This is a genomic window from bacterium (assembly GCA_018830565.1).
Lineage (GTDB): Bacteria > UBA9089 > JAHJRX01 > JAHJRX01 > JAHJRX01 > JAHJRX01.
In genome coordinates this window covers 1-22,663 of sequence record JAHJRX010000050.1, presented here as the reverse complement: position 1 = coordinate 22,663, position 22,663 = coordinate 1, and the positions used below count along the sequence as shown (strand labels likewise).

Below are 22,663 nucleotides of genomic sequence, written 5' to 3'. Positions count from 1 at the left end.
TGTAAGATGAGTCTATCTTATTGTGCTCTTCCAGAGTTAGAGCTGCTTTGGCAAAGTTAGTGATTAATACGATACCAGGATTGACAATCTTAGCTTATCAAGAAATTAGTCCTGATATTAAAGTTCAAACTATAGGCATGGTAAGTATAGAATAAAGCGAGTCTTTAGCGATTAGTATTTAGCTATAGGTATATTTTTCATCTTGATCTTGGCTGATGGCTGACCGCTCACAAAGTATAGAGATAGCAAAGGTGAATAAAGATGCTATATAAAACATATGAAGCAGAAACCTTACAAAAAGCGATATTGTTAAAGGAAATTGATTATGGGGATAGAGCTAAAGTAATTAGCCATCGCTTGATCAGAAAAGGTGGTTTTTGGGGGTTATTTGGCAGGAAGATGGTGGAATTAACTTGCTTGGTTCCTTTTAGTTCTCCTGGTTTACCTACTTCTAAAAATTACTTTAATCTTACAAATTCTCAAAATATTCCTAAAGCCAAAGAAGATAACGATAAGATTACTTTAATCCAGAAAGAATTAGAAACGATTAAGGAAAATATAGAGGGGATTACCGAAGAAAAGAAACAATTAAAATATCCTGGAAAAATAGGAAGTCTTTATAAGAAGTTAGTTCAAAATGACATAGAACCCGAATTAGCAGAAAGATTAATAAATAGAGTAATTTCAGAAGTGCCGGCCATACAAATTGATAATGGAGAATATTTAAAGAGCAGGTTAATTTCTTATCTCTCTACCCTTATCAAGATAGAAGGAGCTTTTCCGTTAAACGGAGGTGGTGGTCCTAAGATTATTGCTTTAGTTGGTACTACCGGGGTGGGCAAGACGACTACTTTAGCTAAATTAGCGGCTAATTTTGTCTTTAACAAGAAGAAGAAGGTATCTCTAATTACCATAGATACTTATCGAATTGCAGCCGTAGAACAATTAAGAACCTTTGCTGAGATTATAAATCTTCCTTTAAAAGTAGTTTTTGGGCCTCTGGAGTTAAAGAAAGCTATAGATGAAAGCTTAGAGAGTGACTTAATCTTAATAGACACCGCCGGAAGAAGCCAACGTAATGATATGCAGATGCAAGAGTTAAAGAATTTTTTTCAAGGTGTTAACTATAATATAGAAAAGTTTCTTTTGCTCAGTGCGACTACTAAATATAAAGATTTGTTAAATATGGTTAGAAGTTTTAAAAAAGTCTCTTTTGATAAGATTATCCTGACTAAGATAGATGAGGCAATAACTATTGGACCTATGATTAATTTACTTACTAAGATTCCCCAAGCCTTAGTTTATATTACTACCGGTCAAAATGTTCCTGAAGATATGGTCGAAGCTATTAATTATAAATTAGTAGAATCAATCTTTGACGAATAGAGGAGACAGGGAGAAGTTTTATGATCTCAGATCAAGCTGAAAAATTAAGAGAGATAGCTAAGAATAATCATACCACTAAGGTAATTACGGTAACAAGTGGTAAAGGTGGCGTCGGAAAGACTAATCTCTCTGTAAATTTAGCTATTGCTTATGCTCAAATGGGCAAGAGAACTATTATCTTTGATGCTGACTTAGGTCTTTCTAATGTAAATATAGTGATAGGACTTGTTCCTGGTCCTAAGTATAATTTACATCATGTTCTTAAGGGACAGAAAAGTATCTTAGATGTGGTTACCGAAGCTCCAGGGGGAGTTAAAATAATATCAGGGGCGATGGGAGTTACTGAGCTTTCCAATCTATCTTTTGAGCAAAGAAAAAATTTTATAGAAGATCTAAATAAGCTTACCGGGATTGCTGATATTATTATTGTCGACACCGGAGCAGGGCTTTCGGCCAATGTCTTAAGTTTTATCTTAGCTGCTGATGAGGTTGTATTGATGACTACGGCTGAACCTACCGCTATTGCCGATGCTTATGGAATGGTAAAGGCGATTGGCAAAGAGAATGAGGAAAAGAGAATAAGATTGGTAGTTAATAGGGTTAATAATATTATCGAGGGAAAGAAAGTAGTAGACCATTTTACTGATATTGTTAGTCAATTTTTAAATATGAGGGTAGAAAGCTTAGGGTATATTCTTGAGGATGCGGTAGTAGGAAAAGCAGTCAGACAAAGAAATCCTTTTGCTTTAACTTATCCTAAGGCTAAAGCTACCAACTGCGTTTATCATATTAGAGATAAGTTAGAGAATGTTTCAGAACCACCTAAAGGAATTGCTAACTTTCTGAAAAGCTTCTTTAAGTAACAGGTAAATTTATAAATAAAAAGAAAGTAAGTAGATCATAAGCCGAATTCTGTATTTGGTAATCATTTATCTTTAACCTATGTTACCATAGGCTTCTAGCAGTCTACCCGGGAGCATAGCAAGCGACTATATAGCTCCTCTATTTGACCTTGCTCCAGGTGGGGTTTACCGTGCCGTTCCGATCACCCGGAACGCGGTGTGCTCTTACCACACCTTTTCACCCTTACCTTAATTTAAGATTAAGGCGGTATATTTTCTGTGGCACTTTCCTTGGAATCACTTCCACTGGACGTTATCCAGCACCTTGCTTTTTGGAGTTCGGACTTTCCTCCTTAAAAAAGGATTTAAGGCGATTACCTGATCTACTTACTCTCTTCTTATTTAAAAATCTTATTTATAGAATGTTATTTAAAAATGTTATTTATAGAACCAGTCTCTTTTTATACCAATCAAGGGTAGTCTTTAATCCTTCTTCTAAAGAAACCTTGGGCTCCCAGTTTAAAAGGGTTTTAGCTTTGTTAATATTAGGACAACGTTGTTTAGGATCATCAGTAGGTAATGGTCGGTAAACAATCTTACTTGGGCTATCAGTAAATTCAATAATTAAATGAGCAAATTTAAGAATACTCATTTCATAAGGATTTCCAATATTTACCGGTTCATGGATATTAGAGGTAATAAGCCGGTAGAGACCTTCAATTAAATCAGAAACAAAACAAAAACTTCGAGTTTGAGAGCCATCTCCAAACACTGTTAAGTCTTCCCCTCTTAAAGCTTGGTATATAAAAGTAGGGACTACCCGGCCATCGTTTAGTCTCATGCGAGGACCAAAAGTGTTAAAGATCCTGACGATATGGGTATTTACTCCATGGGCTTTATGATAAGCAACAACCAGAGCTTCGGCAAATCTTTTAGATTCATCATATACTCCCCGAGGTCCTACCGGGTTAACATTTCCCCAATAGCTTTCATCTTGGGGAGAAACTAAAGGATCGCCATACACTTCAGAAGTAGATGATATTAAATAAGCAGCTCTTTTTACTTCGGCTAAACCTAATGTTTTATGTGTTCCTAAGCTGCCTACCTTTAAGGTCTGGATAGGAAGTTTTAAATAATCAATAGGACTGGCCGGACTAGCCAGATGAAAAATAAGATCAACTTCTCCTTGGATCTCTATATATTCCGTAACATCATGTTTAATAAAAGTAAATCTACTATCTTTGATATGAGAGATATTTTCTAATGTTCCGGTAATTAAATCATCCATACATATGACTTCATGTCCTAAAGAAAGTAAGTAATCACATAAATGAGAACCTATAAATCCTGCTCCTCCAGTAACTAACGCTTTCATCTTTATTTCCTCCTTATTTAGCCTTCCAAATCTAATAATTCAATAGCTCTTAAAGCTACCTCTATTTCGTCATCAATAGCTTTTTTGGTAGCTTCATTATCTAATACTTGTTCATGAAATAATAAATTTCCTGTTACGGCTAAGATAGCTGCTGCTTTAATCTTTTTTAAGTAAGCAATAGCAAATATACCGGCGCATTCCATTTCCAAGCCGAGGACATTCTTAGAAGACCAAGACTTAGCTTGATCCATTTCGTTATAGAATGAATCAGAGGTAGCAATAAGACCTAAAGAGGTCTCCTTGTCAAGCTCCTTGGCCGATTGAACTAAAGCTTTTAAGACATAAAAATCAGGAGTAGGACAAAAACAAGCTAAATTGTATTGGTTAATAATACCTACTAAAGGAATTGCTCCGGTAGGGATAATGATACTTCCTGTAGAGATCTCTTTTTGGATAGCTCCACAGGTGCCAATCCGAATTAAGGTAGTTGCTCCTAACATGATTAATTCTTCAGTAACAATAGCCGCAGAAGGACACCCCATTCCGGTGGTGACTACCGAGACTCTAATATCTTTATATTTTCCAGTGTAAGAGTCTAAACCACGATAATCTGAAACTAATTGTGCTTCTTTTAAAAAATTTAGAGCAACATACTTAGCTCGCTTAGGATCACCAGGAAGGAGGACATATTTTCCTAAATCACTGGAGTTGCATTTTAGATGAATCACTTACAAAACTCCTACTTGGCTATAGTCTCCAAGCATAAATCGATAAGCTTTTGGTTTTAAAGGAGATTTAACTACCTCCACATTTTTCCCAATTAAGCTATCCTCAATCCGAGAACCAATGTCTACTATCTGACACTTTTCTAATATTATAGAATGTTCTATTTCGCTATTGATAACCTTAGTTTCGCAATAGACAGAAGTATAAGGGCCAATGTAAGAGTTAATTATTTGAGAATTTTTTCCAATAATAGAAGGACCTCGAATAGTGCTATTCTTGATAATTGCTCCTTCTTCGATCACTACCTTACCAATAATCCTTGAAAAGCTGTCTACAGAGCCTTTAATCTCTTGTTCGCGGGTATCAAGAATTAAGCGATTAGCATCTAACATATCTTCAAGTTTACCGGTATCTTTCCACCACCCGGTAATAATATGTGGTTTTACCGTATAACCATGCTCTACTAAATATTGGATAGCATCAGTAATCTCAAGCTCATTTCTCCAGGATGGAGAAATACTATTAACGGCTTTAAAGATGTTTTTATCAAATAAATATACTCCTACTAAAGCTAAATTACTCTTTGGTTCTTTGGGTTTCTCTACTAATCTTATTACTTTACCATCTTTAAGTTCGGTTACTCCAAATTGTTGAGGATTATTGACTTCGGTCAATAAGATTAAAGCATGAGGCTGTTCTTCTTTAAATTGTTCGACAAAAGCCTTAATTCCACCCTTTATGATATTATCTCCTAAAAACATCACAAAAGGTTCATCTTGAAGAAAATCCTGGGAAATTTTTACAGCATGAGCTAAGCCTAAAGGAGCTTCTTGCTCAAGATAAGTAATCTTAACCCCCCATTTACTTCCATCACCTACCACACTCTTTATTTCTTCTTTAGTTTCTCCTACAATTATACCTATCTCGGTAATTCCGGCATCTCGGATAAATTCAATTCCATAAAATAAGATAGGTTTATTGGCAATGGGGATTAGTTGCTTAGCGCTGGTATGAGTAATGGGTCGAAGTCTGGTTCCAGCTCCTCCACTTAAGATTAAAGCTCTCATATCTTTCCTCTGCCTAAACCATAATAATTAAATCCTAAATCTTTCATCTTATTTGGTGGATAAATATTTCTTCCATCGATAATGATAGGGGATTTTAGTAATTCTTTAATCTTCAGTAAGTCTAATTGTTTAAATTCATTCCAGTCGGTTAAAATAACTAAAGCATCGCTATCTTCGGCTGCTTGGTATGAAGAAGTAGTATAAGTTATTCCAGAGATATATTTTTTAGCTTCATTTATAGCTACAGGATCAAAAGCAACTACCTGGGCTCCTTGGTTTACTAATTCGTTGATAATATCCATAGAAGGGGCGTCCCTCATATCATCAGTATTTGGTTTAAAAGATAAGCCTAAAACACCCAATCTCTTTCCTCTTAAATTACCTAAAATATCCTTGATCTTTTGGACAAATCTATGTCGTTGTAGTTGATTTACTTTCAGAGTAGATTTTAAAATTTTAAAATCATAACTAACTTCATTAGCTGTTTCTATTAAAGCACGGCAGTCTTTAGGAAAACAAGAACCTCCAAATCCAATCCCGGCATGCAAGAATCCATGAGCAATTCTCTTATCTAAACCCATTCCTCCGGCTACTAAACCGGCGTCTGCTCCCACTAATTCACATAGATTAGCAACTTCATTAATAAAAGAGATCTTGGTAGCTAAGAAGGAATTAGAAGCATATTTGACCATCTCGGCACTTCTTACATCCATCACTAAGATCGTAGTTTCCAAAGGCTTATATAGATCTATAATAAATTGGACAGCTTTATTATTAGAAGAGCCAACAATAATCCGATCAGGGTGCATAAAATCTTGAATAGCACATCCTTCTCTAAGAAACTCGGGATTAGAGATGACATCAAACTCTATTTTTTTATCTTTTTGGTAAGTAGAAATAATATTACCTACCAAATCTCCCGAGCCCACTGGAACTGTGCTTTTATTCACAATGACCTTATAGTTATTGATATATTGACCAATACTTGTAGCTACAGCTATTATCCCAGAAAGATCAGCCTGGCCACTTTCTCCTTGAGGAGTCCCTACAGCAATAAAGATAATCTCGGCATTTTGAATAGCATAAACTGAATCAGTGGTGAAAGAGAGGCGATTTTTTTCGTAGTTTCTTTTAACTATTTCTTCTAACCCAGGCTCATAAATAGGTAAGATGCCCTTGGTTAAGTTATTTATTCTTTCCTCATTAATATCGACCAGTATCACTTCATTTCCTAAGTCAGAAAGACAGGTGCCAGTAACTAACCCTACATATCCTGCCCCAAATACTGAGATCTTCACAAGAAACCCCCTTTTTAAGAATTAATCTATTAACTGAAATTGACATAGAGCAAATTAATTTTTAACTCCAAACAAAATAGCCATGGCTAATACTTAGAACTATCTTTCCTATTGGCTTTGCTCCTATGGTACTCAAGAATGCTACCTCGAAAATCAAGAAACAAACTTCACCCTGGCCAGAGGTCCAGTCTTTTTAAACTGATACCTAAATATAACATAAGCATATTTACTAAGCAAGTAAAAAATGAATTCCCCAACTTTGTAAATAAATGTCCTATTTTGCCTTGACAATAGAAAAAGAAATCGTTGACATAAGTTAAGATTGGAAGTAAAATTATTCTCTAATATCCAAAGGATCTAGCAGTTCTTAAGATCATCCAGGGATGTTCTTCTCTATGAGTGTTTAACCCTATCCTTTTCCTTTGCACCATAATCCGGATGAGCCAATCTTACTAAAATAATTTTTATGAAAATCTTGATTGTTTCTCCTTTTTTCCCCTACCCATTAGATTCTGGAGGCAAGACCAGAATATTTAACATTATCGATGGCTTACGAAAGAGCCACCAGATTACTTTAATCTCTTTGATCACCCAAGAAGAGGATCATCATTTAAGAAAACTTAAAAATCTCTGGAGTAATGTTACTATTTATCCGGTCCTATACAGGGGAGAATTAAATTATTTTAGTAAAAATTTAAGAAGATTGATCTATGTTCTTCAAATTTTAAATCCTTTTCACTTTGAAACTATAACCTCCAAAGAACTCTCTTTTGCTATCCAAGAAATTCTAAAAAAAGGTAATTTCGATCTTCTTCAAATAGAATTTTCCCAACTCGCTTGTTTCTTGCCTAAGGATATTTTTATCCCTTCTATCATCGTTGCTCACGACCTCGCTCACATCACTCATTATCGTCGTTTTCTTACTACTCCCCATCTGGTAGAAAAGTGGAAAGAGCTTAAAAATTGGCTAAATTTTAAAAAACAAGAGCTTTGCTGGTTGCCTAAATATGACCAATGTCTTGTCATGTCTAAAAACGACCAGCTTATCTTAAAAAAATCCCTACCTCGCTTGAGTATTTTAGTTTTACCTAATGGAGTCGATACCTCTTTTTATGCAAAATCAAAGAAAAATGAAGAAAATAAGATTACTTTTTTAGGAGGACTTCTCCATCCTCCTAATTTAACAGCTTTGCAATACTTTATCAAATCTATCTATCCTATGATTAGAGATCAAATTAACGACTTTAAATTCTTCATTATTGGAAACCCTGGAGAGGTAAAGATAGAGCAATTTAAGATTGATTCTAACGTAGAATATCTTGGATTTGTAGAAGATAGCCGACCTTACTTAAGTAATTCTATCTTAGTAGCTCCTTTGCTTTCAGGAAGTGGCACTCGTTTAAAGATATTAGAAGCTATGTCTATGGAATGTGCCGTCGTTGCTACCACTATTGCTTGCGAAGGAATAGAAGTAACTAATCTTAAAGATATTATGATTGCCGATCAGCCAGAAGATTTTGCCCAAAAAGTAGTAACTTTGATCAAGAATAAAAACCTAAGAAAAGAAATAGGCAAGAATGCTCGTTCCTTAGTAGAAGAAAGATATGACTGGAAGATAATTATAGAAAGATACAATCAGATGCTTCAAGAATTAACTTTAAAAAAGTTAGATTAATATTGCACTTTGGCTAATTTTAAGGTATTAATTTTATTAATTAAGGCTCAATAAGATTTTTCTTGATAACTTAGTAAATGGAGGTAATTCATGATCAAAGAAATTAAAGTAGGAATATTGGGTGGAAGTGGTCTTTATCAATTAGAAGGTCTGGAAAATATCACCTCTCTTAAAATAGACACTCCTTTTGGCCATCCTTCTGATGAAATTACCATAGGCGTCATCAATGATACTTCAGTAGCATTTCTCCCTCGCCATGGTAAAGGACATCGAATTATGCCTACAGAAATTAATGTTAAGGCTAATATTTATGCCTTAAAGAGCCTTGGTGTGGAAAAGATTATTAGTATTAGTGCAGTTGGCAGCCTTAAAGAAGAAGTCAGGCCTTTGGATATCTTAATACCTGATCAAATCATTGACCAGACTCGTTTTCGGGCCCTTTCTTTCTTTGGAAACGGTGTTGTAGCCCATGTCGGAATGGCTTCTCCTTATTGCTCTACTTTAAATAAGATTATCTATCAGGCTTGTCAAGAGCTAAATTATGATACTCATAATGGAGGTACGTATCTATGTATCGAGGGGCCTCAATTTTCTACTAAAGCAGAATCAAGAAGTTATCGGCTTTTAGGTGCAGATATTATTGGTATGACTGCTATCCCTGAAGCTAAATTAGCCCGGGAAGCTGAAATTTGTTATAGCACCATGGCCATGGTAACTGATTATGATGTTTGGCATGAAAGCGGGGAAGTAACTATAGAAATGGTAATCAACAATTTAAATAAAAATATAGAAAAAGCTAAAAACATCCTCAAAGAAATTATTCCTCAAGTAGCTAACACTTCTTACTGTTCTTGCCAGAATGCTTTAAAAGACGCTATTATTACTCCTTCCCACTTAATTCCTGAGAAGACCAAAGAAAAATTACAATTTTTGTTAAAAAGATACCTCTAATTAAATTATGTTTATAATTCAACTAATAAAAAACCAAAGAAGTATTAGGAAATTCCAGCAAAAAAAAGATACTTTGGAAAATCTTAAAAAATTTACTCAACCAAGGTCTTTTTAGGAGAGATCCATGCGTATTTTAATAATGGCTACTTCTAACTTTGCTCTGCCTTCCTTAGAGGCACTCCTTGGGAGTAACCACCAAATTTTAGGACTAATTACCCAGGTAGATAAGCCAAGTGGCCGGGGTTATAAACTTCAAAGTCCTCCTACTAAGATTTTAGCTTTAAAGAAAAATATCCCGGTGTGGCAATTTAAATCTATCAAGAGTCAATCTGCTTATGAGCTTATTAATGGTCTTAATTTAGATTTAATTGTCATTATAGCTTATGGTCAAATTATCCCTGATCAGATCTTATCACTTCCTAAAAAAGGCAGTATCAATCTTCATGCTTCACTGCTTCCTAAGTATCGAGGAGCAGCTCCAATTAACTGGGCTTTAATAAAGGGAGAAAAAGTTACTGGAAATACTATTGCCTGGGTAACCAAGCAATTAGATGCGGGGGATATTGTTTTACAAAAAGAACATCCGATCTCTTTATTTGACAACTTTGGAATCTTACATGAGATATTAGCTCAAAAAGGAGCTAAGTTACTCTTAAAAGCTATCCAACTCATTCAAGATACCAAAGCTCCTCGTCTTCCTCAAGATGAAACCCAAGTTTCTTACGCTCCATCTTTTAAAAAAGAAAGTTTAAAGATAAACTGGTTTCAACCAGCTAATGATATCCATAATTTTATTAGAGCCTTTTCCCCTAAATCAGGAGCTTTTACTTATCTTCAGGGTAAAAAACTTAAGATATTAACCACACTTCCTTCTCAATTATCTTCTTCTTTAAGTGATAATTCTTTTTTTCCCGGAACCATTACCGAGATTACCAAAGAGGGATTTTTAGTAGCCACTAAGTTCGATTTTATCTTAGTCACCTTAGTTCAATTAGAAGGAGGTAGACCTCTGCCTACCTCTCAATTTCTAAGAGGACACCAGATATCCAAAGGTACAGTCTTAGGAGTTTTGGATTAAACTATGATCAAAGGTTTAGGAGTAGATGTCATTGAGGTTAAAAGAATAAGGAAGGCCACTTTACGTTGGGGAGACCGCTTTTTAAAAAGAGTCTTTACTGCAAATGAATTAACTTATTGCCAAAAGAAATCTAATGTTTATCAACATTTAGCAGTAAGATTTGCCGCTAAAGAAGCAGTTTTAAAAGCTTTTGGGATAGGTTTTGGTAAAATTTTCCTTAAGGAAATAGAAGTTATTAAAGACCAGCAGGGTAAACCTGAGATTAATCTTTTAGGTAAAGCTAAAAAGATGTCTAGCCAAGGAGAGCTCTTGATTACTCTTTCTCATTGCCAAGAATATGCTTTAGCTTGTGCTATATACACCTAACTTATTTAGATAACCTCTTGACTTGGTCCTCTTTTGGGCAAGTTTATCTTGGTATTTTGTTGACTAAATTTTGAAGTTTGACCCTTTTATTCTTCTTTTTGACCAGCTCGAAGGTAAACAGGACAAGGGACACACCTTTCTTTATTATTTCGCTTGCAACAAGGAACAGCAGGTACTTCCCAGCAACTTTTTTCTATTTTATAAGCTGGGCATTTTAAATAATATCCAGCTGAACAACCTTTGACATCGAGGCATTTGAGTATCTTTTTTATAGTCATTTTTAAGCTATCTTTCTTTGATCTTCTTTATCTAATACTTTAACTAAGATATCGACTATTTTTTTATCAAATCTTTTGCCGCTACTCATTAAAAGCTCATGAACTGCTTCTTTTTTGCTTAAGGCTTTTCGATAAGGTCGATCTGACCTCATGGCATTATAAGCCGTAGTTACCGCTACAATTCTCGCCGCCATTAAGACTGCATTTCCTGCTAATCCATTAGGATATCCATCGCCAGATAATGTTTCATGATGGCCAGAGATAGCATCATAAATCTCCTTTGGAAATAAATGAGAAACTAAAAAATCTTTGCCTATCTTGGGATGATTCTTAATCAGAGCGAACTCTTCTTCCGTTAATTTATCTTCTTTTTTTAATACTTCGTCATTTATCCCAAACATGCCGATGTCATGCAAATTTCCTCCATCCTCAATAGATTTAATTACTTCTAAAGATAGTCCTAATTCTTTAGCTACTTCGGCTGAATAGTAAGCTACATTTTTTCCATGCTCTTTAAGGTAAGGATTTCTGGTTTCATTAAGGCTAACTAAAGATTTTATCGCCGACAAAAATTGTTCTTTGGCATTATTATGAAATCGAATATTTTCCAAGGAGATAGCAGTTTCGTTAGCTAACATCCATAAAGTATCAACATCTTCATTGCTATAAGTAGTTTCTGATAACTTTCTCCCTAAAGAAAAAAATCCCCATAAATTTGTTCTATAGGTAATAGGAATGCAAATCTCAGCCTTTATTTTATCCATATCTTCTTTTAAGTTCACATAAACATTACTCTTTTTCATCTCTTCTTCTTTAAGCTGGGAAACTAAAACTTCTTTTTTCTCTTCTTCTAAAAAAACCAGAAGCGAATTAATAAAACTAAAACTTATCTCTTCTTTCTGTAAACCTTCCTGAGTATAGATAAAATATTTCTTTTTCTTTTGATCTAATAAAAAAATGGAGACTTTCTCTGTGCTGATAATAGCGGTGATAATATTAATTATTGAAGTCAATAATGCCTTTTGATCTAAAATAGTAGCAACATTCTTACTTAAATTTCTTATTAGTTTCTGCTTGTCTTCACCTTCCTTAAAAAAGACCTGATCAATAAATAATTGGAGTTTGTTCTTCAAGGGTTGAAAAATTAAAGCCATAATTAAAACAAACATTATCGTAGGCAAGAAAGAATGAAAGCCAAAAACATATTCAAAGACTCTTTCTAATAAAAGAACACTTATTAGAAAGATAAAAGTTATGGTGATGGTCAAAAAAGCATAAATAAAACTTTTTCTTATTATTAAGTTTACCTGCAATAGATTATGCTTAACGATAGAAAATAAAACAAATAAAGTGGTGGCAAAAATGGTTACTTCTGATAAAAAGCCAATTCTCTTGGTATATAAACTTAAAACATTTAAGCCACAAGCAAGGACAAATAACAAGAAAGCTAAAATAAGAGTTCTGGTATATCTTTTTTCGTTTAGATGCTTTAAATCTTTAAAATAATCTATCAATAAATAGATAGTATAGCTACCATAAATAACATAGTATCCTATAATGTAACTAAAATATTTACCTGCCTCAGGAATTATTAAATCTTTTTCTTTAATGAAGCCTTTAATATATACCCCTTTTCTTTCTGCTAAGATTAAAGCCAAAGAGATTAAGTAACCTAAAATAACCAGCCAACCATTTATCTTACTCTTCTTTTTAGTAGTCTTGATCATAAACATCAAGATAGTAGCTGGTAATAATAAAGAACTAACGCGAATAATCTTCTGCCAATACCAAAAATCATCTTCTAATTTAATCTTTAAAAATCCATAGGATCCAAAACAATACACCAATGAAATAAGACATAAAAAGAGAAAAGCCTTATTTTCTTTAAGAAGTCTCGAATTAGAAAGAAAGAGACCAAAGATAATTAAATAAATGATTGATGAGACTAAGAATAGATATCCATCGGTACTATACATATCATCTCCCCCTTATATTTTACCCTAACATATTTCGGTTTCTATGAGATTTCTATGGGAGTAAATCTTTCCGTCTTTTCCTAATATACAGCTATACAGCCGCCCTTGTATTTTTTTACCCTAACATATTTCCATTTCTATGGGGCTAGTAATATAGTAATCTAATTCCTTGGAAAGATCTAGATCGTTTATCTCTTTATAGCTTTCTTTACCAGGAGCGAGCAATAATCTTACCACTGGACGTAAGAGCGATTTCTTGTTAACCCTAATAATTATTCCAATATCGCCGGTATTTAACTTAACTAAGCTCCCTGAAGGATAAATAGAAATACTTTGGACAAAAGCTTTAGTAATTTTTGAACAAAACATTTGAGGACTAGAGCTTAAGATAATCTTCATTGCTTCATAAGGAAGAAATCCTTTTCGATATATTCTATCAGTAGTTAAAGCATCATAAACATCAGCTAAAGCTGTTACTACCGCATAATCATTAATTTGGTTTCCCGATAAGCTTCGAGGATAGCCAGAGCCATTATATCTTTCATGATGCTGATAAGCAATAACTTTAGGAATCTCTCCTATGGTAGTGTCTTCGGAGAGAAAGCAATAGCTATGATAAGGATGCTTTTTCATTTCCTCAAATTCCAAACTATTTAATTCATCACTCTTATTTAAGATAGAGTCCTTGATTAAGATCTTGCCTAAATCATGAAGAATAGCACCTAAGGCTAATTCTTCTAATTCTTGGTGAGAAAAATTTAGTTCAAAACCAGTTAAGACCGAAAGTAAGCACACATTTATAGAATGAATAAGAGTATATTTATCATAATTTCTAATCTTTTCTAAATTCACCATCGCACTTTGATTAGAGATAACTTCTTCCACCAATCTCTTTGCATATAATCTTATTTCATGATTATCCGTTACTTTTCCTGCTTTTGCATTCTCCGTAATCTGCTCTAAAATATTAATGACTGCTCTTTGGGTATCTTTAGAAATAATGGTTGGAATGCAGTCAACCATCTTCCTGACTTTGGTATCATGACAAGCTCTTTCTATGGATTTTTTTCTCTGAAAAGGTTTTAGGTAGATCATTTTGTCCCTATGCTTCCTTCAGCCATCTTTATTGCACAAAATTCCCCACACATACTACAAGTTAAGCTATCTCCTCTTGATAACCTTTCTCTATCTCTATTAGCTTTTATCGGATCTATAGCTAAACTTATTTGAGATTTCCAATCTAAATTTTTGCGAGCCTTACTGATAGCTATATCCCAATCTAAGGCCTTTTTTATTCCTTTAGAAAGATCAGCCGCATGAGCAGCTATTCTTAAAGCAATAATCCCTTCTTTTACCTCTTCTATTCCTGGTAAACCTAAATGCTCAGAAGGAGTCACATAACATAAAAAATCAGCTCCAGAAAAAGCAGCTATCGCCCCACCGATAGCGGCCGTAATATGATCATAACCTGGGGCAATATCTGTAACCAAAGGGCCTAAACAATAAAAAGGAACAGATAGGCATAATTCTTTTTCTAAAATCACATTAGCCTTTATTTGATTCATCGGCATATGCCCCGGTCCTTCAATCATTACCGAAACACCTTGCTCTAATGTCCTTTTGGTAAGCTCTCCTAAGATAATAAGTTCTTGAATTTGAGCTTGATCGGTAGCATCATAAACACATCCAGGTCTCAGTCCGTCCCCTAAACTTAAGACAAGATCATACTCTTTAGCAATGGCTAATATTTCATCAAATCCTTGATAGATAGGATTTTCTCTTTGATTATATTTGATCCAACTTAATAAAAAAGAACCTCCTCTGCTTACTACTCCTAATATTCTTTTTTGAGTCTCCAATCTCTTTAAAGCCTCTTTAGTTACCCCAGCATGAATGGTTATAAAGTCTACCCCGTCTTTAGCTTGTCTTTCAATCACCTTCAATATCTTATTAATCTTTAAGTTTCGAGCATCTCCACTTTCTTTAATCTCTTCAATCATCGCTTGATAAATAGGAACTGTTCCTAAGGGCAGAGAAGAATTATTAATTACTTCTTCCCTCATCTTATCTAAATCTCCCCCTATGCTTAAGTCCATGATGGCATCAGCCCCATACTTAACAGCAACTTTTACCTTTTCAACCTCCTTGTCAATTCTTAGACACTCAGGAGAAGTGCCAATATTGACATTTACTTTAGTCCTTAAACCTTTTCCTATTCCAGATAACCTTTCAATCTTCTTTTTTCTCTTCTTATTACAAGGAATAACTATTTTGCCTTCAGCTACTAATTTACTTATCTCTTCTTCTCTTAGCTCCTCTATTTGGGAAAGCTGCTTTACTTCTTCGGTGATAATTCCTTTTTTAGCGTTCTCTATTTGAGTCATCTTAATCTTTTCTTTTTCTGGTATTGTAAGCTATGTCCCTTAAGCTTAGTAAATTATTTAAAAGTTCAGGCGATTTATAGATCTCTGCAATAAAAGCTATTCCACTTACTTCTGTCCCTAATACTTCTTTCATATTTTCACGATTAATTCCACCAATCGCGACTATGGGAAGATCTACCCTTAAAATAACTCTTCTTAAAAGTTCAACTCCTCTTACTTTAAAAGCATCCTTTTTAGTAGAAGTTTTAAAGATGGGGCCAAAGGAAATATAATCTGCTCCATTGATTTTGGCTTCTTGGGCTTGTTTTAAAGTATGCGTAGAGATACCTATAATCTTATCGAGCCCTAAAATCTCCCTGGCCTTTTTGGGGTCGACATCATCTTGTCCTAAATGAACCCCATCTGCTTTTACCTTTAAAGCTATCTCCAGATAATCATTAACAATAAACCTTACTTTATGCTTTTGGGAAAGTTTTGTCAAATCATAACTTAAAGATAAAATATCTTCTAAGGAAGTATTCTTAGCTCGGTATTGAAAGACCTTGATGCCACTCTTTATAAAGTTAAAAGCTACTTCTAAAACCTGATCTCTTTCTACAAAGTTATCATCAATGATTGGATAAATCAATAAATCATCTTTATTTATTTTTTTATATTCCTGTCTAATCTCTTAATTCTTCCTCATAGGGCATTTTGATATAATTTTAAGATTACTTCTTCATAATCTCTTACTACTTCAAGAGGAGAATGCTTTTCCTCGTACCTCTTTCTCATTTTTTCACCAATACTTAGCCGATACTCTTCATCTCTAATTAGTTTATTAGTCAATTCAAGGTAACCTTGATAATCTTTACTCTTAATGGCCAAATCCTTGCCTATGTAATTAGCCGCAATACATTGAGTATGTTCTTGGCTATAATTCATAGCCGCAATTGGTTTCTTGGCTGCCATAGCTTCTAAAGTCGTAAACCCACCTCCGGCAGGAAATTCATTTAAATAGACATCAGCCATCTTGATTAATAAAGGAGCATCTTGCCGAGGTCCAGTAAATATTACCCTCTCGACCACTCCGGCTCTCTGTAAAAGATCTTTTTGTTTATCAAGATTTCCCCTTCCTACTACTAAGTAATAAGCTTCTTTATTTTCTTTTAAGATCTTCACTACTACTTCTAAGAACTCTTCGCTTAACCTTTTCTCTAAATGATTACTAGCTGTAATTAAGACCTTAGCTTCTTTTGGAATATTAAACTCTTCTTTCTTAGGTAAAGTGCCTTTTAATTCTTCATCTACATCAAAAAAACCCTCTAAGGAAAATGCTTTTACTCCTCTCTTTTTCCAATAATCCTTATTTACCTCGTAAGGGGTCTCATTAAGATATAAAACAGCATCTATTCCTCCACTCCGAACATCACCTCCATGGCTTAAAACTATCTGTAAGGGAACTGTCTTTAGGCCAGCCACAATACAATCAATAGAAGAAGCCATACTGGAGTGAAATATAGCAATATCAATATCATTGGAGATTAACTCTTGAGCTAAAATTAAAGCACTTTCAGTCTGAGAACCATCTACCGGGGTAGCAAAGAATTTCACCTTCTTTTCCTTCATTAAACTAACTAATTTCGGTGCCCGCCTATAACTAGAAGGTAGTGTGTTATAAACAGGAAAGCAGGGGTTGTCTCTTTTTACATAGACTTCAGAAGAAAAGACAGATAAATTAAATCTTTCATAATCATGGAAATTAATAAAGCCCTTGACTAACTTAGAAGGAGAATGAGTGTCATCAATTAAATTTCCTACCACATGAGCTAAATTTATCTTATCTTTCTTTTTGGTTGGTTTTTTAAGTAAATAAGCTATCTTTTTTTTACAAACCCCGGTTATTTCTCGATAAGCTTCTTCTGCTTCCTTGGATAGGTCCTCATCCAAACCTTGAGGATCATACTTTCTGCTAAATAATTCAGCATAGATTACACTGTAAGCTTCTAAAGCCAGATCAAACCGCTGGCTCTTAAAAGCCTGGCGAGCAAATTTAACGATTGCATTTAAGACCTCGGTAAAGTCACCGGTAGTCTCTCCGACCACATATATTGTCTCTAATAACCGACAACTTTCATAACCTGATAATTTATTAGCTAAAGCCAGATAAGCTAAAGATTCTTGATAATCTTTCCCTTGATAAGCATTTAATCCTAAGCTAAGTATCTCCATGAGATACTTAGCTCTTGGTTCTTTAAGTAAAGAGTCAATCTTTTTTTCTTTATCTTGGTCTTTACTCTCTGAAAGAGTTAGGTATTTATCTATAATGTTCATTTATGATTAAATTCAGTTCCTTTTCTACTTGGTAAACTTCAAATCTTAAATCTTTAAATTTATTACTCTCTTCTTCCTGATAAACCTTTAAAAACTCTTCTAAAACCCTGATTGCTTCTTCCACTCTCTTAAAATTGGCCTCTATTAAGCAAGATAAACCAAATCGCTTCTTTTCGCTATCTAAATTAATCTTAGCTCCTAAATCAGAACTACTTTCTCGGCTAAAGATAAAGGGCTTATCAGGATTTAATTCCTTAATATATTTAGTAATCTGGTGTCTAATTTCTTTTAATCTAATCGTTAAATCTTTATCTTCTAAAATAAAACGAGCTACTTCTTCTATAACTCTGATTCCTTCTCTAGCTCGATTGGCATTAGCATCAATAATTTGCTTGAACTTCTCTTTAAGATCTTCTTTTTCTCTCTGCATTTAGGTACTTACATTTCTCGTAATTTACCAATAAAAAAACCAACTAAGATACAGAAGAGGATAATAAAAGTCTTTAGCGCTCCAAAGATAATAATTGTCAACCCTGCTATTAATCCTAACGCTGCTCCCATAAACCTTTCAGGATATTTATTAATTAAGGTCTTAATTCTTTCTAATAACTTATTGTTCATAATAATTACTTTCTTTTTCTTCCTTTTCTTTAAGAGCTATATTTTTTTTATCCTCCGAGGGAAGAATTTTAGAAATAAATATTTTAATTTCGCTTTCTTCACTAAAATTAAGATCATTCTCTAAAAATCCTTTAACATTAATTTGAATCTTAGAAATTATCTCTGGGATATTATAACCAGAACAAATAACTGCTTTAATTTTAGCCACAATGTTCTTCTTCTTTAAGAAAACATTAACCGAGACTGTCTTGATAAAAGGTTCTTTAAGGCAAATTCTTTTAATATAATCTTCTAAGGCATATAAAGCAATCTTTATCTCTCCAAACTTTCCGTAAAGAGTGATAGCCTTGTCTTTCTTGTGGCCGCTAAAAGTAACATAAGTAGCTAAGAAACTTACTACAAAGAAGACAATACCTATCGTTAAGTAAAATAGCTCCATATTTTCTTTAAAGTAATCTTCGACAAAAAATTGGAAAGAAAATAAGCTGCTATTATTAAGGATAAGGACTACTCCTATCGCCATAAGGATTAATATAGATAAACTTATAAAAACTCTACTTAAAATCTTCACTGCTTTCCTCCTTGTCTTTTATTTTGTAAGTATTTAACCATCAGTTTTTAGCTATCTATATTTAGCTATTTATATTTAGCTATTTATATTTAGCTATTTATAATAGATAATCTATGCTATTAGCTATCTATAATAGATATAAGAGTTACTGCAAAATACCCCTTAATTTTAGGCGGGTTACAAAAGCCATTTTTTTATTTTACAGCAAATCTGTCATAGCTATTTCCTGACGGCTAACCGTTTATTTTGTTTTTAACTAACTTCTTTATTTACCCCTTCATCCTCTTGGTTTTTAACACACACTCCTTGAATAAATACATTTACTTCCGCCACCATTAAACCAGTCATCTTTTCTACTGCTTGCTTGACATTTTCTTGCACTTTCCAAGCTACTTCAGGTATATTTACTCCATAAGTAACTATGACATAAGCATCAATCGCGACTTCTTTTTCTCCAACTTCAATCTTTACTCCTTTGGTTAACTGAGAACCAGTCAAAAGTTTAGCAAAGCCATCAGCAATTCCTCCACTCATTCCAGAAATTCCTTCTACTTCCATAGTAGCAAGTCCGGCAATAATTCCAACTACCTCATCAGAAACTTTTACCATCCCTATGCCCGGCTCTATTCTTTCCTCCATCTTAGTTCCTTCCTTTTATTCTTGATTTTCCTTAAAGTCTTACTTTTTGCTTTCTATTCTCCTCTGTTTAGAAGCTTAAATAATGGGTATGAATATTTCCCTTTCTAAAGTTCTCTTCACTTAAGATTTTCTTATGCAAAGAAATGGTAGTCTTTACTCCTTCTATAATAAATTCATCTAAGGCTCTTAACAAATGTAAAATAGCTTCTTCCCTGGTCTGGCCATATCCAATTAACTTGGCCATTAAAGCATCGTAGTAAGAAGGAATCTTATACCCCGTATAAATATGGGTATCAACTCTAATTCCAGGACCTCCAGGAATATTTAAACTAGTAATTACTCCAGAATTAGGAGAAAGATTATTATCCATATCTTGAGCTGTAATCCGACATTCCACCGCATGGCCCTTAATACATATATCGTTTTGAGATATGCCAAGCTTCTCTCCATAAGCTAATCGTATTTGTTCTTTCACCAAATCAATACCAGTAACCATTTCCGTAACTGGATGTTCCACTTGAATTCGAGTATTCATCTCCATAAAATAACATCTCTTTTTTTCATCTAAAATAAACTCTACCGTCCCAGCGTTTGTATACTTGATAGCCTTAGCTATTTTAATAGCATTTTTTCCTAATTTACTTCTAAGTTTTTCATCTACATTAGGAGAAGGAGATTCCTCTATCAGTTTTTGATGTCGATACTGGATAGAGCAATCTCTTTCTCCTAAGTGGATTACATTACCATAGTTATCACCTAACACTTGAACTTCTACATGAACGGGTTTCTCAATATACTTTTCAAGATATAAGCTATCATTTCCAAAAGCTGATTCTGCTTCTCGACGAGCAATATCTATGTTTTCTTCTAAAATAGCTTTATCGTAAACAATACGCATTCCTTTTCCTCCACCACCTGCCACCGCTTTAATAATGATTGGATAACCAATCTCTTTAGCCTTTTCCGCGGCTTCTTCCGGAGAGGTGATTACATCGGTGCCAGGAACTACTATCACTCCTGCCTGGACAGCTTTCTTTCGAGCAATAGCTTTATCACCCATCATTCTCATAGATTCAGAGTTAGGGCCAATAAATTTAAAGAGATGTTCTTCGCAAATATCAGCGAAAGTAGCATTTTCTGCCAAGAACCCATATCCAGGATGAATAGCTTCTACTCCCGTAATCTCGGCAGCGCTGATAATCGCTGGAATATTTAAGTAACTTTGCTTGCTGGAAGGAGGTCCTATGCAGACCGCTTCATCCGCAAATCTTACGTGCAAAGAGTCTTCATCAGCCTGGGAATAAATAGCTACAGTAGCTATGCCCAGTTCTTTAGCTGCTCGAATAACCCTTAACGCAATTTCACCTCTATTAGCTACTAAGATCTTCTTAAACAAATTTTCTACCTTACTTAATTTTCTTAATTAAAAAAATCTTCTGTCCATATTCTACAGGAGTATTATCATCAACATAAAGATCTAAGATTATTCCCTCGTAATCAGATCTAATCTCATTCTTGTGCTTCATGGCTTCTACCGTATACAAAACATCACCTTTGTTAATTCTGGATTCTTTCTTTAAATTAGACAGTTTGATAACACCCACCATCGGAGAAGTAAGCTCTATCAGATCTTCCTCTAATCTTAATTCTTTTTCTTCGGTGTCTTCGGTGATTGATCTTTCCTTTTTATTTTCTTGGTCTTCTTCTCTCGAATATTTTTTTAAAAAGACCTTTGTCTTTCCTTCTTCAACTTCTAGTTCGATTAGATTTCCTTTCTCCATCAACTCTACAAGGTTCTTTATTTTCTCTAAATCCATACTAAATCCCTAAAGAATACTTTCTTAAACTCTTTCTATGTATGAGTTATTACGAGTATCTATCCTTATTTGATCATCAATATTTATAAACAAAGGAACATTGATCATTAATCCTGTTTCTAAAGTAGCTGGCTTTAAAACTTGGGTAACCGTATTGCCTTTTACCCCACCTTCTGTATTTACTACTTTTAAATTAATAAAAGTAGGTAATTCTACATCAATAACCTTGTTTTGATGTTCTAAAAAAGTAACTTGCATATTTTCTTTTAAATACAAGACTTTTTTACCTAACATCTCCTCAGGAAGACTAATTTCTTCATAAGAATCAAGATCCATAAAATAAAAAAGTTTTTCTACTTTATATAAATACTCTACTTTTCTTTGGGAAAGTTCTGCTTTTTCAAGCTTTTCTCCAGAACGAAAAGTTCTATCAACACAAAGTCCGCTTTTCAAATTTTTAAGTTTTGTCCGAACAAAAGCACCACCTTTTCCTGGTTTTACATGCTGAAATTCTATAATATAGTATAGCTCATTGTTAACTACTACCGCCATTCCATTTCTAAAATCAGTTGTAGAGATTATCATAATATACTCTGCTCCAAAGTTGGTTTGTTGAAAAATTGGTTAATTCATATAAACTTGGTGGGCCGTATAGGATTTGAACCTATGACCTTGTGATTAAGAGTCACCTGCTCTACCAACTGAGCTAACGGCCCGCATTTTCGGCTCATTACGAATGTTGTGGGTGAAATTTATCTACCCACTATGTTTTGGGAAGAGCCTAAATCTACGATCCTTGGATATAATATATGGCACGCCCGGTAGGATTCGAACCTACGACCTTATGATTAAGTCCACTGCTCTATCCAACTGAGCTAACAGCTTATAATATATGGCACGCCCGGTAAGACTTAAACCTACGACCTTATGATTAAGTCCACTGCTCTATCCAACTGAGCTAACAGCTTATAATATATGGCACGCCCGGTAAAATTTAAATCTACGATCCTTGGATATAATATATGGCACGCCCGGTAGGATTCGAACCTACGACCCTTGGATTCGAAGTCCACTGCTCTATCCAACTGAGCTACGGGCGCACTATCCACCAAATTTTAATCTACTATAAATGCCTTCAAATGTCAAATAAAAAACAGCAATTGTAACAGCAAAATGAAAATGTCCTGTTTTCCGTTAAATAGAAATGTCCTATTTTGTATTAGATAAAAATGATCTTTTATATGGGTTTATTTTAAACTTCCTCCAAGGGTGATCCAATGGAAGAATATGCACCTTTCTT

The 22,663-nt window shown here is 34.2% G+C and carries 23 protein-coding genes, 2 tRNA genes and 1 other RNA gene; 6 read left to right on the top strand and 20 right to left on the bottom strand.

Annotated elements, in window-relative coordinates:
* The first annotated feature begins 261 nt into the window (after positions 1-261).
* Positions 262-1,386, top strand: coding sequence for a flagellar biosynthesis protein FlhF (flhF, locus tag KJ849_04705; GenBank protein MBU2599855.1), 1,125 nt, complete (start codon positions 262-264; stop codon positions 1,384-1,386).
* A 20-nt stretch (positions 1,387-1,406) separates the two neighbouring features.
* Positions 1,407-2,249, top strand: coding sequence for a MinD/ParA family protein (locus KJ849_04700; GenBank protein ID MBU2599854.1), 843 nt, complete (start codon positions 1,407-1,409; stop codon positions 2,247-2,249).
* A gap of 23 nt (positions 2,250-2,272) precedes the next feature.
* Here KJ849_04700 and rnpB read toward each other — a convergent pair.
* The 5 genes from rnpB to KJ849_04675 form a co-directional block, all read right to left on the bottom strand.
* Positions 2,273-2,618: RNase P RNA component class A (gene rnpB, locus KJ849_04695), an RNA gene on the bottom strand.
* Between the two features lie 52 nt (positions 2,619-2,670).
* On the bottom strand, positions 2,671-3,603 hold the full coding sequence (locus KJ849_04690; GenBank protein MBU2599853.1) for an SDR family oxidoreductase: 933 nt from the start codon (positions 3,601-3,603) through the stop codon (positions 2,671-2,673).
* A gap of 17 nt (positions 3,604-3,620) precedes the next feature.
* On the bottom strand, positions 3,621-4,331 hold the full coding sequence (locus KJ849_04685; GenBank protein MBU2599852.1) for a nucleoside phosphorylase: 711 nt from the start codon (positions 4,329-4,331) through the stop codon (positions 3,621-3,623).
* Complete coding sequence (locus KJ849_04680; GenBank protein ID MBU2599851.1) at positions 4,332-5,396, bottom strand: glucose-1-phosphate thymidylyltransferase; 1,065 nt, start codon at positions 5,394-5,396, stop codon at positions 4,332-4,334. It lies immediately after the preceding gene.
* Positions 5,393-6,694 (bottom strand): UDP-glucose/GDP-mannose dehydrogenase family protein, encoded by a 1,302-nt coding sequence (locus KJ849_04675; GenBank protein ID MBU2599850.1) that lies wholly within the window; start codon positions 6,692-6,694, stop codon positions 5,393-5,395. The genes KJ849_04680 and KJ849_04675 overlap by 4 nt, the downstream gene beginning before the upstream one ends.
* A 466-nt stretch (positions 6,695-7,160) precedes the next feature.
* Here KJ849_04675 and KJ849_04670 point away from each other — a divergent pair, with 466 nt between their 5' ends.
* From KJ849_04670 to acpS, 4 genes are all read left to right on the top strand, one after another.
* Positions 7,161-8,369, top strand: coding sequence for a glycosyltransferase family 4 protein (locus tag KJ849_04670; protein MBU2599849.1), 1,209 nt, complete (start codon positions 7,161-7,163; stop codon positions 8,367-8,369).
* 90 nt (positions 8,370-8,459) lie between these two features.
* Positions 8,460-9,320 (top strand): S-methyl-5'-thioadenosine phosphorylase, encoded by an 861-nt coding sequence (mtnP, locus tag KJ849_04665; GenBank protein MBU2599848.1) that lies wholly within the window; start codon positions 8,460-8,462, stop codon positions 9,318-9,320.
* Positions 9,321-9,444: 124 nt separating this feature from the next.
* Positions 9,445-10,398 carry a methionyl-tRNA formyltransferase gene (fmt, locus tag KJ849_04660; protein ID MBU2599847.1) on the top strand — a complete coding sequence of 318 codons (954 nt, stop codon included), beginning with the start codon at positions 9,445-9,447 and terminating at the stop codon, positions 10,396-10,398.
* A gap of 3 nt (positions 10,399-10,401) precedes the next feature.
* A complete protein-coding gene (acpS, locus tag KJ849_04655; GenBank protein ID MBU2599846.1) occupies positions 10,402-10,764 on the top strand; it encodes a holo-ACP synthase in 363 nt (120 codons plus the stop codon).
* A gap of 86 nt (positions 10,765-10,850) precedes the next feature.
* Here acpS and KJ849_04650 read toward each other — a convergent pair whose 3' ends face one another.
* The 15 genes from KJ849_04650 to KJ849_04580 all read right to left on the bottom strand — a co-directional run bounded on the left by KJ849_04650 (position 10,851) and on the right by KJ849_04580 (position 22,463).
* Complete coding sequence (locus tag KJ849_04650; GenBank protein MBU2599845.1) at positions 10,851-11,042, bottom strand: hypothetical protein; 192 nt, start codon at positions 11,040-11,042, stop codon at positions 10,851-10,853.
* A gap of 2 nt (positions 11,043-11,044) precedes the next feature.
* Complete coding sequence (locus tag KJ849_04645; protein MBU2599844.1) at positions 11,045-13,018, bottom strand: HD domain-containing protein; 1,974 nt, start codon at positions 13,016-13,018, stop codon at positions 11,045-11,047.
* A gap of 120 nt (positions 13,019-13,138) precedes the next feature.
* A complete protein-coding gene (locus KJ849_04640) occupies positions 13,139-14,113 on the bottom strand; it encodes an HD-GYP domain-containing protein (GenBank protein ID MBU2599843.1) in 975 nt (324 codons plus the stop codon).
* Positions 14,110-15,402: a phosphomethylpyrimidine synthase ThiC gene (gene thiC / locus KJ849_04635; GenBank protein ID MBU2599842.1), complete on the bottom strand. Its 1,293-nt coding sequence runs from the start codon at positions 15,400-15,402 to the stop codon at positions 14,110-14,112. Before thiC ends, KJ849_04640 begins: the two co-directional genes overlap by 4 nt.
* A gap of 1 nt (position 15,403) precedes the next feature.
* On the bottom strand, positions 15,404-16,030 hold the full coding sequence (thiE, locus tag KJ849_04630; protein MBU2599841.1) for a thiamine phosphate synthase: 627 nt from the start codon (positions 16,028-16,030) through the stop codon (positions 15,404-15,406).
* Positions 16,031-16,083: 53 nt separating this feature from the next.
* On the bottom strand, positions 16,084-17,715 hold the full coding sequence (locus tag KJ849_04625; protein ID MBU2599840.1) for a glycosyltransferase family 4 protein: 1,632 nt from the start codon (positions 17,713-17,715) through the stop codon (positions 16,084-16,086).
* Positions 17,699-18,145: a thiamine-phosphate pyrophosphorylase gene (locus KJ849_04620; GenBank protein ID MBU2599839.1), complete on the bottom strand. Its 447-nt coding sequence runs from the start codon at positions 18,143-18,145 to the stop codon at positions 17,699-17,701. The genes KJ849_04625 and KJ849_04620 overlap by 17 nt, the downstream gene beginning before the upstream one ends.
* A gap of 8 nt (positions 18,146-18,153) precedes the next feature.
* On the bottom strand, positions 18,154-18,336 hold the full coding sequence (locus tag KJ849_04615) for a DUF2273 domain-containing protein (GenBank protein ID MBU2599838.1): 183 nt from the start codon (positions 18,334-18,336) through the stop codon (positions 18,154-18,156).
* Complete coding sequence (gene amaP, locus KJ849_04610; GenBank protein ID MBU2599837.1) at positions 18,326-18,907, bottom strand: alkaline shock response membrane anchor protein AmaP; 582 nt, start codon at positions 18,905-18,907, stop codon at positions 18,326-18,328. Before amaP ends, KJ849_04615 begins: the two co-directional genes overlap by 11 nt.
* Before the next feature lie 252 nt (positions 18,908-19,159).
* A complete protein-coding gene (locus KJ849_04605; GenBank protein MBU2599836.1) occupies positions 19,160-19,546 on the bottom strand; it encodes an Asp23/Gls24 family envelope stress response protein in 387 nt (128 codons plus the stop codon).
* A gap of 67 nt (positions 19,547-19,613) precedes the next feature.
* Complete coding sequence (gene accC / locus KJ849_04600) at positions 19,614-20,942, bottom strand: acetyl-CoA carboxylase biotin carboxylase subunit (GenBank protein MBU2599835.1); 1,329 nt, start codon at positions 20,940-20,942, stop codon at positions 19,614-19,616.
* Between the two features lie 10 nt (positions 20,943-20,952).
* Positions 20,953-21,363 carry a hypothetical protein gene (locus KJ849_04595; GenBank protein MBU2599834.1) on the bottom strand — a complete coding sequence of 137 codons (411 nt, stop codon included), beginning with the start codon at positions 21,361-21,363 and terminating at the stop codon, positions 20,953-20,955.
* A gap of 24 nt (positions 21,364-21,387) precedes the next feature.
* On the bottom strand, positions 21,388-21,945 hold the full coding sequence (gene efp / locus KJ849_04590; GenBank protein MBU2599833.1) for an elongation factor P: 558 nt from the start codon (positions 21,943-21,945) through the stop codon (positions 21,388-21,390).
* Positions 21,946-22,003: 58 nt separating this feature from the next.
* A tRNA-Lys gene (locus KJ849_04585) sits at positions 22,004-22,079 on the bottom strand.
* Between the two features lie 307 nt (positions 22,080-22,386).
* Positions 22,387-22,463, bottom strand: a tRNA-Arg gene (locus tag KJ849_04580).
* Positions 22,464-22,663 lie beyond the last annotated feature (200 nt).

Coding starts and splice junctions, on each gene's coding strand:
- flhF (MBU2599855.1), top strand. CDS start 262: ATGCTATATAAAACATATGAAGCAGAAACCTTACAAAAAGCGATATTG.
- KJ849_04700 (MBU2599854.1), top strand. CDS start 1,407: ATGATCTCAGATCAAGCTGAAAAATTAAGAGAGATAGCTAAGAATAAT.
- KJ849_04690 (MBU2599853.1), bottom strand. CDS start 3,603: ATGAAAGCGTTAGTTACTGGAGGAGCAGGATTTATAGGTTCTCATTTA.
- KJ849_04680 (MBU2599851.1), bottom strand. CDS start 5,396: ATGAGAGCTTTAATCTTAAGTGGAGGAGCTGGAACCAGACTTCGACCC.
- KJ849_04670 (MBU2599849.1), top strand. CDS start 7,161: ATGAAAATCTTGATTGTTTCTCCTTTTTTCCCCTACCCATTAGATTCT.
- mtnP (MBU2599848.1), top strand. CDS start 8,460: ATGATCAAAGAAATTAAAGTAGGAATATTGGGTGGAAGTGGTCTTTAT.
- fmt (MBU2599847.1), top strand. CDS start 9,445: ATGCGTATTTTAATAATGGCTACTTCTAACTTTGCTCTGCCTTCCTTA.
- acpS (MBU2599846.1), top strand. CDS start 10,402: ATGATCAAAGGTTTAGGAGTAGATGTCATTGAGGTTAAAAGAATAAGG.
- KJ849_04650 (MBU2599845.1), bottom strand. CDS start 11,042: ATGACTATAAAAAAGATACTCAAATGCCTCGATGTCAAAGGTTGTTCA.
- KJ849_04645 (MBU2599844.1), bottom strand. CDS start 13,018: ATGTATAGTACCGATGGATATCTATTCTTAGTCTCATCAATCATTTAT.
- KJ849_04640 (MBU2599843.1), bottom strand. CDS start 14,113: ATGATCTACCTAAAACCTTTTCAGAGAAAAAAATCCATAGAAAGAGCT.
- thiC (MBU2599842.1), bottom strand. CDS start 15,402: ATGACTCAAATAGAGAACGCTAAAAAAGGAATTATCACCGAAGAAGTA.
- KJ849_04625 (MBU2599840.1), bottom strand. CDS start 17,715: ATGAACATTATAGATAAATACCTAACTCTTTCAGAGAGTAAAGACCAA.
- KJ849_04620 (MBU2599839.1), bottom strand. CDS start 18,145: ATGCAGAGAGAAAAAGAAGATCTTAAAGAGAAGTTCAAGCAAATTATT.
- KJ849_04615 (MBU2599838.1), bottom strand. CDS start 18,336: ATGAACAATAAGTTATTAGAAAGAATTAAGACCTTAATTAATAAATAT.
- KJ849_04605 (MBU2599836.1), bottom strand. CDS start 19,546: ATGGAGGAAAGAATAGAGCCGGGCATAGGGATGGTAAAAGTTTCTGAT.
- KJ849_04595 (MBU2599834.1), bottom strand. CDS start 21,363: ATGGATTTAGAGAAAATAAAGAACCTTGTAGAGTTGATGGAGAAAGGA.